The sequence below is a fragment of the Actinomyces haliotis genome (assembly GCF_015355765.1).
GTDB classification, from domain to species: domain Bacteria; phylum Actinomycetota; class Actinomycetes; order Actinomycetales; family Actinomycetaceae; genus Actinomyces; species Actinomyces haliotis.
Window position 1 is genome coordinate 16,126 of sequence record NZ_JACWNA010000015.1, and the last position, 13,821, is coordinate 29,946.

At 75.2% G+C, this 13,821-nt stretch carries 11 protein-coding genes; 4 read left to right on the forward strand and 7 right to left on the reverse strand.

Annotated features, from left to right (window positions below):
* Window positions 1–149 precede the first annotated feature (149 nt).
* The 5 genes from hemL to IXW69_RS07650 form a co-directional block, all read right to left on the reverse strand.
* Window positions 150–1,595 (reverse strand): glutamate-1-semialdehyde 2,1-aminomutase, encoded by a 1,446-nt coding sequence (gene hemL / locus IXW69_RS07625; RefSeq protein ID WP_194785753.1) that lies wholly within the window; start codon window positions 1,593–1,595, stop codon window positions 150–152.
* A 24-nt stretch (window positions 1,596–1,619) separates the two neighbouring features.
* Complete coding sequence (hemB, locus tag IXW69_RS07630) at window positions 1,620–2,744, reverse strand: porphobilinogen synthase (RefSeq protein ID WP_194785754.1); 1,125 nt, start codon at window positions 2,742–2,744, stop codon at window positions 1,620–1,622.
* A 128-nt stretch (window positions 2,745–2,872) separates the two neighbouring features.
* Window positions 2,873–4,873, reverse strand: coding sequence for a hydroxymethylbilane synthase (hemC, locus tag IXW69_RS12200; RefSeq protein WP_407646551.1), 2,001 nt, complete (start codon window positions 4,871–4,873; stop codon window positions 2,873–2,875).
* A complete protein-coding gene (locus IXW69_RS07645) occupies window positions 4,870–6,603 on the reverse strand; it encodes a protoporphyrinogen/coproporphyrinogen oxidase (RefSeq protein WP_323745232.1) in 1,734 nt (577 codons plus the stop codon). The genes hemC and IXW69_RS07645 overlap by 4 nt, the downstream gene beginning before the upstream one ends.
* Window positions 6,600–7,841: a uroporphyrinogen decarboxylase gene (locus IXW69_RS07650; RefSeq protein ID WP_194785756.1), complete on the reverse strand. Its 1,242-nt coding sequence runs from the start codon at window positions 7,839–7,841 to the stop codon at window positions 6,600–6,602. Before IXW69_RS07650 ends, IXW69_RS07645 begins: the two co-directional genes overlap by 4 nt.
* A 238-nt stretch (window positions 7,842–8,079) precedes the next feature.
* On the opposite strand from IXW69_RS07650, the gene IXW69_RS07655 reads away from it, so the two are divergent.
* From IXW69_RS07655 to hemQ, 3 genes are read left to right on the forward strand one after another with little or no spacing between them, the layout of a single operon-like run.
* Window positions 8,080–9,660 (forward strand): glutamyl-tRNA reductase, encoded by a 1,581-nt coding sequence (locus IXW69_RS07655; RefSeq protein WP_194785757.1) that lies wholly within the window; start codon window positions 8,080–8,082, stop codon window positions 9,658–9,660.
* On the forward strand, window positions 9,653–10,933 hold the full coding sequence (locus tag IXW69_RS07660; protein WP_194785758.1) for a ferrochelatase: 1,281 nt from the start codon (window positions 9,653–9,655) through the stop codon (window positions 10,931–10,933). The genes IXW69_RS07655 and IXW69_RS07660 overlap by 8 nt, the downstream gene beginning before the upstream one ends.
* Window positions 10,934–10,972: 39 nt before the next feature.
* Entirely contained in the window at window positions 10,973–11,764 is a 792-nt protein-coding gene (gene hemQ, locus IXW69_RS07665; RefSeq protein ID WP_194785759.1) for a hydrogen peroxide-dependent heme synthase, read from the forward strand.
* 146 nt (window positions 11,765–11,910) lie between these two features.
* Here the strand turns inward: hemQ and IXW69_RS07670 are convergent, their stop codons facing one another.
* On the reverse strand, window positions 11,911–12,663 hold the full coding sequence (locus IXW69_RS07670; RefSeq protein WP_194785760.1) for a TetR/AcrR family transcriptional regulator: 753 nt from the start codon (window positions 12,661–12,663) through the stop codon (window positions 11,911–11,913).
* A gap of 46 nt (window positions 12,664–12,709) precedes the next feature.
* Between IXW69_RS07670 and IXW69_RS07675 the strand changes: the two genes are divergently transcribed.
* Window positions 12,710–13,198 carry an MFS transporter gene (locus IXW69_RS07675; protein ID WP_194785761.1) on the forward strand — a complete coding sequence of 163 codons (489 nt, stop codon included), beginning with the start codon at window positions 12,710–12,712 and terminating at the stop codon, window positions 13,196–13,198.
* Window positions 13,199–13,249: 51 nt separating this feature from the next.
* Here the strand turns inward: IXW69_RS07675 and IXW69_RS07680 are convergent, their stop codons facing one another.
* Window positions 13,250–13,813 (reverse strand): NifU family protein, encoded by a 564-nt coding sequence (locus IXW69_RS07680; protein ID WP_194785762.1) that lies wholly within the window; start codon window positions 13,811–13,813, stop codon window positions 13,250–13,252.
* Window positions 13,814–13,821: the final 8 nt, after the last annotated feature.

Genomic DNA, 13,821 nt, shown 5'->3' on the forward strand with positions numbered 1-13,821 from the left:
AGTGGTCAGTTCTCGTGACTTCTGGATGACGTCGCTGCATGAGCGCAGTTGGATCCGCGCCGTGATGCGGTTGTCCCGCGCCGACGCCGGCTGCGGCCCCAGAAGTCACGAGAACCGACCACGTTTCCGCCCCACGGCGGAGGTGGGACTCAGTCCTGCGCTGTCGCTGCGGCCGCGGCCTTGGCGGCCTTGGGGGCGGCAACGGAGATCCGCTCGATCTGCTCGTCCGTGTGCGCGGCGGAAAGGAACCAGGCCTCGAAGATGCTCGGGGGCAGCGCCACACCGGCCTCGAGGAAGGCGTGGAAGAAAGGTCCGAAGCGGAAGACGTCCTGCGCCTTCGCCTCCTCGTAGTCCCGCACCCCGTGCTCAGCGGCGCCCTCGCCGAGCATGAGGGAGAAGAGCGAGCCGGAGCGCTGCACCCGGTGCGCGACGCCCTCGGCGGTGAGCGCCTCGCTCACGATCTCGCCCACCTGCTGGGCGCGGCGGGCGACGGCCGCGTAGACGGCGTCATCGGCCTTCTCGAGCGTGACGATGCCGGCGGCGGTCGCCAGCGGGTTCCCGGACAGGGTGCCCGCCTGGTAGACGGGGCCGACCGGGGCGAGGAGCTCCATGACGTCGGCGCGACCGCCGAGCGCCGCGAGCGGCATGCCGCCGCCGATGACCTTGCCGAAGGTGACGAGGTCGGGGATCCACGCAGCGCGCTCGCGCCAGCCGGTGCCCTCGGCGAGGCCGGTGCGCGGCCAGGTCGGCGTCACGGCGCCCTCTCCGAAGGCAGGGGTGGCGAGCGCGCTGGGGCCGCCGTCGGCCGCGTTGTCCTGCCAGCCGTCGATCGCCTCGAGGCCCCACATGCCGGCGGGGCCGACGCGGAAGCCGGTCAGGACCTCGTCGGCGATCATGAGGGCGCCGTACTCGGCGGTCACCCGGCGGATCGCCGCGTTGAAGCCGGGCGCGGGCGGCACGATGCCCATGTTCGCGGGCGCCGGCTCCGTGATGACGGCGGCGATCTCCTCGCCGCGGGCCGCGAAGCACTCCTCGAGGGCGGTGACGTCGTTGTACGGCAGGACGATCGTCTGGCCGGCGATCGGGGCGGGGACGCCCGCGGAGCCGGGCAGGCCGCCGGTGGCGACGCCGGAGCCGGCCGCGGAGAGCAGGCCGTCGGAGTGCCCGTGGTAGCAGCCGGCGAACTTGATGACGAGGTCGCGGCCGGTGGCCCCGCGGGCCAGGCGGATCGCGGTCATGGTCGCCTCGGTGCCGGTGGACACGAAGCGCAGGCGCTCGGCGACCGGCACCCGGCGGCGCACGGCTTCGGCGAGGCGCGTCTCGGCCTCGGTGGGGGCGCCGAAGGAGAGGCCCTTGCGGGCGGCCTCGATGACGGCGTCGACGACCTCGGGGTCGGTGTGCCCGAGGAGGGCCGGGCCCCAGGAGCCGACGAGGTCGACGAGCTCGTGGCCCTCGGCGTCGGTGACGGCGCCGCCGAGCGCGTGGTCGATGAAGGCGGGGGCGCCGCCGACGGAGCCGAAGGCGCGCACGGGGGAGTCGACGCCGCCGGGGATGACGGCGCGAGCGGCGTCGAAGAGCTGCTGGTTCGTGGTCACGGGATCTCCTTCGGGACGTCCTTCTCAGCGGGCGAGGCGCTCGGCGATCTCGCGCGCCCAGTACGTGAGGACGCTGTCGGCGCCGGCCCGGACGATCCCGAGCACGGACTCCATGATGACGCGGTCGCGGTCGATCCAGCCGTTGGCTGCGGCCGCCTCGACCATCGCGTACTCGCCGCTCACCTGGTAGGCGGCCACCGGGACCGGCGACGCCGCGGCGACGTCGGCGAGGACGTCGAGGTACGGGCCGGCGGGCTTCACCATGACGACGTCGGCGCCCTCCTCGACGTCGAGCATCGCCTCGCGCAGGCCCTCGCGGCGGTTGGCGGGGTCCTGCTGGTAGGTGCGGCGGTCGCCCTTGAGGGTGGAGCCGACGGCCTCGCGGAAGGGCCCGAAGTAGGCGGAGGCGTACTTCGCGGAGTACGCCATGATGGTGACGTCGTCGTGCCCTGCGGCGTCGAGGGCGGCGCGGATCGCCTTGATCTGGCCGTCCATCATGCCGGAGGGGGACACCATGTGGGCGCCGGCCTCGGCCTGGGAGACGGCCATCGCCTGGTAGAGCGCGAGGGTGGAGTCGTTGTCGACCTCGCCGGCGCGGCGGTCCGAGCCGGTGTCCTCGTCGCCAGCCTCGGGGCGGATCAGGCCGCAGTGCCCGTGGCTCGTGAACTCGTCGAGGCAGGTGTCGGCGCACACGACGAGGGAGTCGCCGACCTCCTCGCGCACGGCCGCGAGCCCGCGGTTGAGGATCCCGTCCTCCGCCCAGGCCTGGGAGCCGACGGCGTCGCGGACCTCGGGGACGCCGAAGAGGTCGATGGCGCCGACGCCGGCCTCGGCGAGCGCGACGGCCTCGCGGCGCAGCGAGTCGAGGGTGTGCTGGTACTGGCCGGGCATCGCGGAGATCTCGACCGGCTCGTCGATGCCCTCGCGGACGAAGGCGGGGTAGATGAGCTGGGCCGGGTCGATCCGGGTCTCGGCGACGAGGGCGCGCATGGCCGGCGTGGTGCGCAGACGGCGCGGGCGGACGACGGGCTTCTCGGGGGCCGGGATCCCGCGAGACAGGAGGAAGTCGGCGGCCGGGGAGGTTGACGGGTCGGAGGCGTCGGGGAGGCGGGTGAGGGCGTCGTCGGGGCTTGCCGGAGTGGCTGTCATGCGTGTCATCTCTTCGTGGTGGTGCGTGTCGTGCGCGTGCGTTTGGTGTCTGTGGCTGGCGGGGTCGGTGACCGGTCTCGGCGCGGAGGTCAGCCGACCTCGGCGGTGATAACGACCGACCTCGGCTGTCAGGGTGCGAGGGCCTCGATGACGGCGGATCGGACGCCGGGCGGGGTCGGGGCCTTCGCGATGACGTCGACGTCGATCCCTGCCTCGCGGGCGGCGACGGCGGTCGGCGTGCCGATCGTGACGACGCGCGTCCGCTCCGGGACGGGCCCGGCCAGGTTCAGGAGCGCCCGCGTCGAGGAGCCGGCGGTGAGGACGACGACGTCGTAGGCGCCGTCGGCCCACTCCGCGGCGAAGCCGCCCGGCAGGGCCTCGGGGGCGACCTCCTCCATCGTGTAGGCGGAGACGACGTCGACCTCCCAGCCGGCGGCGGTGAGCCCGTCGACGAGGGTGAGGCCCGCGAGCTTCGAGCCCGGCAGGAGGATGCGGCGCGCGGCGCCGGTCGCCCCGGGCTCCGGGCCGGTGCTCATCGGGTCGAGCTCGAGGAGCGCGGCGGAGGAGCCGGCGGCGACGATGTCGGGGCGGCGGCCGAGGGCCTTGGTGACGACGTGCGCGGTGCCGGGGCCGATGATCGCGAGCCGCGTGGACTCTGGGACGCCGGTGACGTCGATGTTCTCGAGGGTGCGCGGGGAGGCGAGGACGAGCCAGGCGTACTCGCCGGCGGCGAGGTCGGCGGCGGCGCGCTCGCGGGGGCCGGCCGGCCCGGGGACGGTGCGGGTGACGTCGACGCGGTCGACCCGCGCCCCGGCCGCCTCGAGCCCGGCGGCCATGCGGTCGTCGGGCTTCGTGCGCGGCAGGAGGACGCGGACGTCCTCGAGGGCGTGGGCGTCGCGCGGGGCCCTGGCACGGCCAGTGGTGGCGGAGGCTGTGGCGGGCTCGCCGGCGGTCGCGTCCGCGGCCGCGGCAGCCTCCTGGGACGCTGCGGCCGCGGGCTCACCGTCGGGCTCGGCGGGGTTCTTCCGGGGTGCCTCGTGCACGGGCTTCTCCTTCGTGGCGTGGAGGTCGACGAGCTCGGCGGCGCCGTCGGCGAGGAGCGCCTCGGCCACCGCGATGCCCAGGTCCTCGGGCTCGACGACGCTCGCGGTCGCGTCCCGGCGCAGGAGGGTGCGGCCGTCGAGGGCGGCGACGACGGCGTCGAGCCGCAGCGCCTCGCCGTCGCCGACGGGCGTGGCGATGGCGCCGACGGGTGCCGCGCAGCCGGCCTCGAGACGGCGCATGAGAGCCCGCTCGGCGCGTGCCGCGGCGTGGGCGGCGGGGTCGTCGAGTGCGGCGAGCGCGCCGGCGAGGACGGGGTCGGTCTCGGCGAGGTCGGCGCGGGTCTCGACGGCGAGCGCTCCCTGCGAGGCGGCGGGCACCATGACGGGAGCCGCGGTGCCGCTCGCTCCGGCAGGGGAGACGCGCTCGGTTCCAGCCCCCTGGGGGACCGCCTTGAGGACCTCGCTCGCGTAGGACTCGAGCCCGAGGCGGCGCAGGCCGGACAGGGCGAGGACGACGCCGTCGAGGTCGGGCTCGCGGGAGGCGCCCATCGGTCCGTCCCCGCCCACCGTTCCGACGACGCGGGCGAGCCGGGTGGGGACGTTGCCGCGGATGGCGACGACCTCGAGGTCGGGGCGTGCAGCGAGGAGCTGGGCGGCGCGGCGCGGCGAACCGGTGCCGACGCGGGCCCCGCGGGGGAGGTCCGCCAGGCGCGGACCGGACTCAGCGCCGCCGACGGTGCACAGGGCGTCGCGCGGGTCCTCGCGCGGCGGGACGGCTGCGATGACGAGGCCGGGCACGGGCGCCGTCGGCAGGTCCTTGAAGGAGTGGACGGCCAGGTCGCACTCGCCGGCGAGGAGAGCGTGGCGCAGGACGGCCGCGAAGACGCCGACGCCGCCGAGCTCGGCGAGCGGGGTGGGGTCGACGTCGCCGCGGGTGGAGATCTCGACGAGCTCGACCTCGAGGGCGTTGCCCTGGGCGGCGGCCACCTCCTCGAGGGCGCGGGCGACGAGGCCGGACTGGGTGGTGGCGAGCGCGGAGCCGCGCGTGCCCAGCCGGATCTTGTGCGGGACGCTGGCGGCGGTCATGCGCGGTGCTCCTCGGTGGGTGACTCGGTCCTGGTGCTGGCGGGGGCCGTCTCGACCGTACCCCGGTCGCGCTGCTCGGCGGCGAGGCGGGAGGCCTGCTCGCGGGCGTGCGCGACGACGGCGGCGACGCCGGTCCCGGCCACCCACGCGCCCGTGACGGCGAGGCCGGGGTGGGCGTGCGCCTCGGCCTGGAGGCGCTGCGTGCGCCCGCGGTGCTCGGGGGTGACGGGAGGCAGCGTGCCGTCCCAGCGCACGAGGAGCGAGTCGACGACGTCTTCCTCGGCGATACTCACGCCGGTGAGGGCCTCGACGTCGTCGAGGACGCCGGCGAGGTCGACCTCGGGGCGGGGCTCGCCCGGGCGCCCGTAGGACAGGCGCAGGGCCTGGGCGTCCTCGCCGTGGAGGGCGCGCAGCTCCTTGCCGACCCAGGGCCACTTGACCGACAGGTGCGACAGGGCCTTGGCCCGCACGGGCGCGGGCTCGCTCCCGGGGGTGACCGGTGCGACGAGCAGGCCGGAGCCGACCGGGGTGCCGTCGAGGGCGGGTGCGTGGGCGACGAGGGTGAAGCGGGCGATGGGGGAGCCGACCGGGATCGTGACGTCCGTGCCGACCGGGTTCTCGGGCGTCGAGGCCCCGCCGAGGAGCCGCAGGCTCGCGCCAGCCGAGCAGGCGAGGACGACACGGCTCGTACGGACCACCCGCTCGGCGCCGGTCGGGACCGGCTCCGCGGACGGCGTCGCGCCGCGGCGGGTGGGGGCGATCCCGAGCTCCCAGAGGGGGGTGCCGCTCGGGGCCGAGGTCGGCGATGCGCTCGCGGCCGGCTCGGCGCGGTCGATCGGCTCGGTGCTCGTGGCCCGGATCCACTGCGCGCCGGTGCGGGTGCGGACCTCGCCGCCGGACGCGAGCACCGCTTCGCGCAGCGCGTCGGTGAGCACGACGAGCCCGCCCCGGGTCGTGACGTCGACGGCCGTGCCGCCGCGCTTGCGCGCCTTCCGGCGCTCGACGAGCTCGCCGACGGCCGCCTGGAGCGATCCGAGCCGCGCCGTCGCCTCGCGCAGCCCGGGCGCGACGGTGTCCGCCGCGAGGACGGAGGGGTCGGAGGTGTGGATGCCGGCGACGATGGGCCGCACGAGGCGGTCGAGGACGCCCTCGCCCATGCGCGCGCGCACGAAGGACGCGAGGTCGGCCGGGTCCTCCGGCCCGGTGCCGAGGCTTCCGGGCAGCTCGGCGTCCCGGGCGGCGCGCTCGGCGGCCTCACGCCCGACGACCTCGACGACGTCCTCGGCGAGCGGGTTGCTCGGGATGCCGAGGTAGGAGTCCTTGATGAAGCGGTGGAGACGCCAGCCTCGGGCGGGGTCAGCGCCGTTGACAGAGTCCTCGGGCCGCGGGGGCAGGAAGAGGCGCGCGCCGCCGCCCGAGGGTCCGGCGACCTCGAGGCCGAGCGCGTCGACCAACCCCGTGACGCCTTCGCCGCGCATGACGAAGCCCTCGGCGCCGAGGTCCATGCGCACGCCGGCGATCTCGCCGCCGGCGACGAGCCCGCCGGTGTAGCCGCGGGCCTCGACGAGCAGGGGGCGCAGACCGGCGCGCGTGAGCTCCCAGGCCGCGGAGAGCCCGGCGATCCCGCCTCCGACGACGACGGCGTCCCAGTCCTCCACGGCGCCGGTGGCCCCAGCGGCCCGATCAGCCGGCGCGAGCCCGGTCGTCCCGGTCCCGTCCGCCGGGCTCACGACTGACCGTCCCATCCGGCGAGGGCCGTCGTCTCCCAGTCGGCGGAGCCGTGCGCCCGGGCGACGACCCGTGTGAGGACGTCGGGGTCCGTCGTCGGCGGGACGCCGTGCCCGAGGTTGAGGACGTGGCCGGGTGCCAGGCGCCCCTCCTCAACGGCGCGGTCGACGGCGCTGCCCAGCACCTCCCAGGGGGCGGCAAGGAGCGCTGGGTCGAGGTTCCCCTGCACGGGGCAGGCGCCCGCTCGAGAACCGGCCAGCGCGTCCAGGGCCTCGGCGATCTCGGTACGGTCGTCGACGCCGAGCACGTCCGCCCCGGCGTCGCGCATGTCCGCGAGAATCCGGGCCGTGCCGGTGCCGAAGTGGATGAGGGGGACTCGTGCGCCGGTGGTCGGGGAGACGTCCTCGCGGGCGACGTCGAGGGCCCGCGCGGAGTACGGGGCGACCTTCTCCCGGTAGTCCGCGGGGCGCAGGGAGCCGGCCCAGGAGTCGAAGAGCTGGGCGGCGCTCGCCCCGGCGCGCACCTGCAGGGCGATGAACTCCCCGGTGAGCTGCGCGCACCAGGTCATGAGAGCGTCCCAGGCGGCCGGGTCGGCGTGCATGAGGCCGCGCGCGGCGAGGTGGTCGCGGCTCGGGCAGCCCTCGACGAGGTAGGCGGCCAGTGTGAAGGGGGCGCCTCCGAAGCCGATGACGGGCGACCATCCGGCCTCCCCCCGGGACTCGGCGAGGCCCGCGAGGGCGCGCTCGGACAGTGTGCCGCCCGGTGCCGTCGCACCCGGGACGGGCGCGGCGTCGGGGGAGCCGAGCTCGCGGACGACGAGTCGCACGGCCTCCGCGACGGCGCGCACGCCCTCCGCGTTGTCCCGGCCGTCGGCGCCGGTGCCCTCGCCAAGGCGGTGCTCGGTGAGGCGGGCGACGTCGTCGGCGGTGCGGACGGGGGCGTCCATGACGGGACCGACGCCGGGCTCGATGCGCACGCCGACGCCGGCGAGGCGGAGCGGCACCATGATGTCGGAGAAGAAGACGGCGGCGTCGACGCCGTGGCGGCGCACCGGCTGGAGGGTGACCTCGGCGGCGAGGGCCGGGTCGAGGCAGGCGTCGAGCATGGACACGCCGGCGCGCTCGCGCAGGGACCGGTACTCGGGCAGGGAGCGGCCCGCCTGTCGCATGAACCAGACGGGCGTGCGCGCCTGGCCGTGGGGGCGTCCGGTGAGGGCCTCGAGGATCGCGGGAGCGGTCACGGACGGGCCCCCCGGGTCGGGGCAATGGCGTGACGACTCACGGCGAGACCTTTCTCCTATACGAGTGACAGGCACTTCCTCGGAATATGTGAACGTCGACTTCTCGGTGTGATGACACGGGAAGAATGACGTCCTGACAAGCCGTCAGGAATTGTTTCTGACGGTCCGTCGGGAAATACTCCGGTGAGGGCGGGGACATTGTGCTCACGGACGCCCCCGATGGTTCAATACGACCGCCGTGACACTCCACCTTCTCTCCGCTGACCACCGCACCCAGGGCCTCGACGCCGTCGCCCGCCTGGGCGCGGTCTCCGCGCAGCTGGGCCCCGACCTCGTCAACGCCGTCCCCGCCCTGCGCGGAGCGCTCGTCCTGCCCACCTGCAACCGCCTCGCCCTCCTCCTCGACGCCCCGCCCTCGGCGCCAGGCCGGGCGGAGCGCGACGCGCAGCACCTCGACGAGGCCGTCGCGGCCTTCCTCGCCGAGCGCTCCGGTGCCCCGGTCCTCCTCGCCCCCGCCGCCCACGGCGCCGATGCTGACGACGCCGCTGCTGATGACGCCGCCCCCTCCGCCGAGCCCGACCCCGACGCCGCCCTCCTCACCACCTGGGTCGGCCACGCCGCACACACCGAGCTCTTCGCCACCGCCGCCGGCCTCGAGTCCATGGTCGTCGGCGAGCGCGAGATCGCCGGCCAGCTCCGCCGGGCCCTCACGCGCGCCACCGAGGAGGGCACCGCTACCGCCGACGTCGTCCGCGCCGTCGAGCACGCCTCCAGCACCTCGCGCCGCGTCGCCAGCGAGACCGGCCTCGCCGGCAACGGCCGCTCCGTCGTCGCCGTCGGCCTCGACCTCGCCGCGCGCAGCCTCCCCCCGCTGCCCGCCTGCCGCGTCCTCATCGTCGGCACCGGCGCCTACGCGGGCGCCACCGTCACCGCCCTGCGTGAGCGCGGCGTGACCGACATCGAGGTCTACTCCCGGTCCGACCGGGCCCGGGCCTTCGCCGACGGCCACCACCTGCGGCCCGTCTCGGAGGCCGAGCTGCCCGGCGCCCTCGAGCTCGCGGACCTCGTCGTCACCTGCCGCGGCCTCGGCGCCCCCGTCCTCACGCGCGAGCTCGTCGAGCCCGCCGCCCGCCTACGCCAGCCTGCCGGCGCCGCCCTCCTCCACCGCGGCGAGGAGCCCGCCAGCCGCGCCGTCCCCGCCGAGCGGCCCCTCGTCGTCCTCGACCTCGCCCTCACCCGCGACGTCGAGCGCTCCGTCGGAGCCCTGCCCGGCGTCCTCCTCATCGACCTGCCCAGCGTCCAGCGGGCCGTCCCCGAGGCCGAGGCGCAGCAGGTCGCCCGTGCCCGCGCCGTCGTCGACGAGGAGGTCACCGACTTCGAGCGCCTCCTCGGTGGGCGCCGCATGGACCCCGTCGTGCGCGCCATCCGCGGGCTCGTCGACGACGTCGTCCAGGTCGAGGTCGACCGCCTCAGCCCCGTGGACGGCAAGGTCGACGCCGAGGACGCCGAGCGCGCGCTGCGCCACCTCGCCGCGCGGATCATGCACCACCCGACCATCGCCGCCCGCCAGGCGGGGGAGAGCGGCCGTGACGAGGACTACCTGGCCTCTCTCGGGCTCTTCCTCGGCGAGGACGTCGCCGACGCGCTCCTCGAGGACATGCCGCTGCCGCCCTCGCACTGCCCCGCCAAGCGGACACCGCCCACGGCCGCCGCAGCGCCCGTCACCACGACAACCGTCCGAGCGACCACCGCACCGACCACACGACCCGAGCCGGGGACGCCGGCCCCCGCCACCACCCCGGAGGAGTCTCATGACTGACCCGCTCGCCCCCTACGACGCCGTCGTCGTCCTGTCCTACGGAGGTCCCGAGGGCCCCGACGACGTCCTGCCCTTCATGCGCAACGCCACCGCCGGTCGCGGCGTCCCCGACGAGCGCCTCCTGCAGGTCTCCGGGCACTACGGCCGCTTCGGCGGCGGCTCCCCGATCAACGCCCGCAACGCCGAGATGCTCGACGCCCTGCGCGCCGAGCTCGCGCGCCGCGGGTCGCAGGTGCCCGTCGTCATCGGCAACCGCAACTGGCACCCCTTCGTCACCGAGGCCTTCCGCGAGGTCGCCGACGGCGGCGCCCGCCGCGTCCTCACCATGACGACGTCCGCCTACGGTTCCTACTCCGGGTGCCGTCAGTACCGCGAGGACACCACCGGCGCGCTCGCCCGGCTCGCCGGCGGCACGGACGGCTCGACGGGCGACGGCCCCGAGGCTGACGCCGAGGCCCGCGTCGGGGGGAAGGGTGGCGAGCCCGTCGAGCTCGTCGTCGACAAGTCCCGCCCCTTTTACAACACCCCGGGGATGCTCGAGGCGAACGTCGACGCCATCGTCGCCGCGTACCGCGAGCTGACCGACCAGGGCCTCCCGGCCGAGGCCATCCGTCTCGTCCTTGTCACCCACTCCATCCCCACCTCGATGAACGAGCGCTCGGGGCCCACGTCGCAGGAGCGCGCCGACGGCGTCGCCGTGCCCGAGACGCTCGAGCCCGGCGTCGCCGCGGACCTCAGCACCGAGATCTCCTACGTCGAGCAGCACGAGCGCCTTGCCGCCCTCCTCGTCCCCGAGGTCGCGGCGCGCCTCGGGTTGGCGCAGTCCCCGGCAGCGATCGAGTACGACCTCGTCTACTGCTCGCGCTCCGGCCCGCCCCAGGCGCGCTGGCTCGAGCCCGACGTCAACGACCACCTCGAGTCCCTCATGACGGGCCGTCTCACCGACGGCACGCCGGTCGAGGTGCCCGCCGGCGTCGTCGTCGCCCCAATCGGCTTCGTCGCTGACCACATGGAGGTCGTCTACGACCTCGACACCGAGGCGAAGGAGACGGCCGCGCGGCTCGGCGTCCCCTACGTCCGCGCCGCCACCGCCGGCACGCACCCCGCCTTCATCGCCTCCCTCGCCGACGTGCTCCTCGAGCGCGCCGCCGTCGCCCGCGGCGAGGACGTCGCCCCGGCGTCGACGACCGGCACCGGCCCCTTCCACACCGTCTGCCCCGACGAGTGCTGCCGCCCCGCCGCCGGGCCCCCGCACGGCCACGCCCACCCCTGATCCTCACTAGGCTCGACCGTACCGACCGAAGGAAAGACGATGAGCACCGAGACCACTCCCGCCGGGAGCGCCGCCGCCGAGGCGGCGACCGACACGAAGACCGAGCGCACGTACCAGTGGGACCCCCGCGACGAGCGCCACGTCGACATCGACGCCGTCAACGACCACAACCACTACGCCCTCTACGCCGTCTTCAGGCTGACGAGCCCCCTGCCGGCGCTGGAGACCAACCGCCAGCGCCTCGTCGGCGAGTCCACCTACTTCGTCGAGGAGTCCGGCGTCACCACGCGCGGCTGGTACGACGTCGCCGGCTTCCGCTCCGACGCCGACCTCCTCGTCTGGTGGATCGACGACGACCCGGAGGTCCTCCAGGACGCCTACCACCGCCTCCGCGCCAGCGCGCTCGGCCGCCACCTCGAGCCCGTCTGGTCCTGCATGGGCCTGCACACCCCGGCCGAGTTCAACCGCTACCACATCCCGGCCTGCTTCGGCGGTGTCCAGCCCCGCGACTGGGTGCAGGTCTACCCCTTCATCCGCTCCTACGACTGGTACCTCCTCCCGCCCGAGGAGCGCTCGCGGATCATGAAGGACCACGGCCGCAACGGCTTCCAGGCCTACCCGGACGTCAAGGGGTCGACGCTGTCGACCTTCGGCATGAGCGACTACGAGTGGGTCCTCGCCTTCGAGGCCGACACCCTGGACCGTCTCGAGGGCGTCATCCACCAGCAGCGCTACACCGAGGCGCGCCGGCACGTGCGCCTCGATGCGCCCTTCTACACGGGCGTGCGCGTGAGCCCCCGCGAGTGGGCGGAGCGCCAGCCCCGCGACTGACGCCTGGTGCCCCGTCGGACCGGCGGGACCTCTCGGTCGGTCGGGTCGCTCTCCGGTCTGGATCACCTTCCATCGTGTGGACCACCTCAGCCACTGGCTGAGGTGGTCCACACGCGTCCTGGCGGTCCGAACCTGGTCGGTGGCCGCTACTCGCCGGCCTCGGCCTGCCGCTCGATCCCGGCGAGGATGAGGTCGACGCCGGCGCGGAACTGGGTGCGGTTGTCGTGCGACTCGAACTCGGCCGCGACGGAGCGCATGAAGGGGAGGCGCTCGGCGTCGAGCTCGGCCCACTGGCGGGCCACGGAGCGGATCTCATCGGCGTCCGGCGTGCCCTCGACCTCGGAGAGGGTGGCCTCGTAGGAGTGGATGTCGGCGCCGACCCCGGTGACGTAGGCGGTGAGGGCGTCGACGGCGTCGAGCCGCTGCCGGTCGGTGGGCGGCAGCGCCGTGAGCTGGGAGCCGATGAGCTCGAAGAGCTCCATGGACTTCGTCATCATCCCGGAGTTGCGCAGGAGGTACGAGCCGATCCGCCGGTGCTCGCCCATGGCGTCGTAGAGGCCGTCGGCGATGGCGCGCAGGGCGGCGTACGGGTCCTCGGGGAGGGTGAGGGCCGCGAGGACGCGGCCGAGGACCTCGTCGGTGACGTGGTCGAGCAGCTCGTCCTTGCTGGCGACGTAGTGGTACAGGCTCCCGACCCCGGTCTCGAGGCTGCGCGCGAGGCTGCGGAAGGTGAGGGCGTCCTCGCCGCCGGCGTCGAGGATCTCGAGTGCTCCGGCCGCGACGGCGTCCAGGGAGAGCGTGGGGCGCCTGCCCCGGCGTGGGGCGGGGACGCGGCGGTCGTCGTCGGGCGGGAGTGTTCTCGAGGTGACCGCCTCCATCGTGCCACGCGGCTTGCGCAATCTCGAACACGGTTCGATAGAACGTCGTTCGAGAAAGGAGCTGCTCATGTCCGTCCAGCTCGCCGAGGCCCCCGCCTCCACCACCCAGCTCCAGTGGGTGACCGGCGCCTACTCCCTCGTCTTCGGGTCGCTGCTCCTCACCTCCGGCTCGCTGGCCGACCGCTTCGGCTGCCGCCGCGTCCTCCCGATCGGCCTCGCCGGCTTCGGGCTCATCTCCGCGCTCGTCCTCGCCGTCCACTCCGCCGACCAGCTCATCGCCGTGCGCGCGCTCCTCGGCGTCGCCGCCTCCTGCATGGCACCCGTGACGATGTCCCTCGTGTTCCGGCTCCTCGACGACTCCGCCCTGCTCATGCGCGCCATGACCGTCATGGTCGTCATCGGCATGAGCGCCATGGCGCTGGGGCTCGTCGCCGGCGGCGCCGTCCTCGGCTCCTTCTCCTGGCGCGTCCTCGTGCTCGTCAACACGCCGATCGCCCTCATCGCCGGCTACGGCTGCTCCCCTCTCACGGACTCGCGCGCCACCGAGGAGCACTGACCCGGCTGGGAACGAGGCTGCGCTCTGAGGACGAGGGAGAGCCCCTCGTTCTCAGAGCGCAGCCTCGTTCCCAGCGTGTGCGGGGGCGGCCTCCCGGACCTCGACGAGCCAGGGGCAGCGGCGGCGCAGGAGGTGCTCGAAGCGCGCGTGCATGGTGATGACGGCGGCGGGGCAGTCATGGCACGCGCCCTCGAGCCCGACCTCGACGACGCCGTCGCGCACCGACGCGACCTCGAAGCTCCCGCCGTGCAGGTGGGCGATGTCCCCGACCGGGCCCTCAGCGATCTCCAGCGCGGCGGCCCGCAGCGCGTCATCGGGGCCGACGCCGACGGCGCCCTGGGTCGGCGTCCACGACGACGGCGTCCCGAGACCGTCGACGAGCGCGCGCTGCACTCGCGGCCCCTCGACCGCCCAGCTCCGGTCGGGCCCCAGGAGGGTGAGGACGGCGCCGGGCGCCGCCTCGACGCCGGACAGGGCGCCCTCGTCGAGGAGCGCCTGGAGAAGTCCTGGAGCGTGGGCGACGGTGCCGGTGAAGGGCAGGAGGCCGTCGGGCACCGTCCAGCGCAGGACGGCAGGGTCCGGCGTCGTCGACGGGTGCGTGGGGACCACGGCCATGGGGGCGT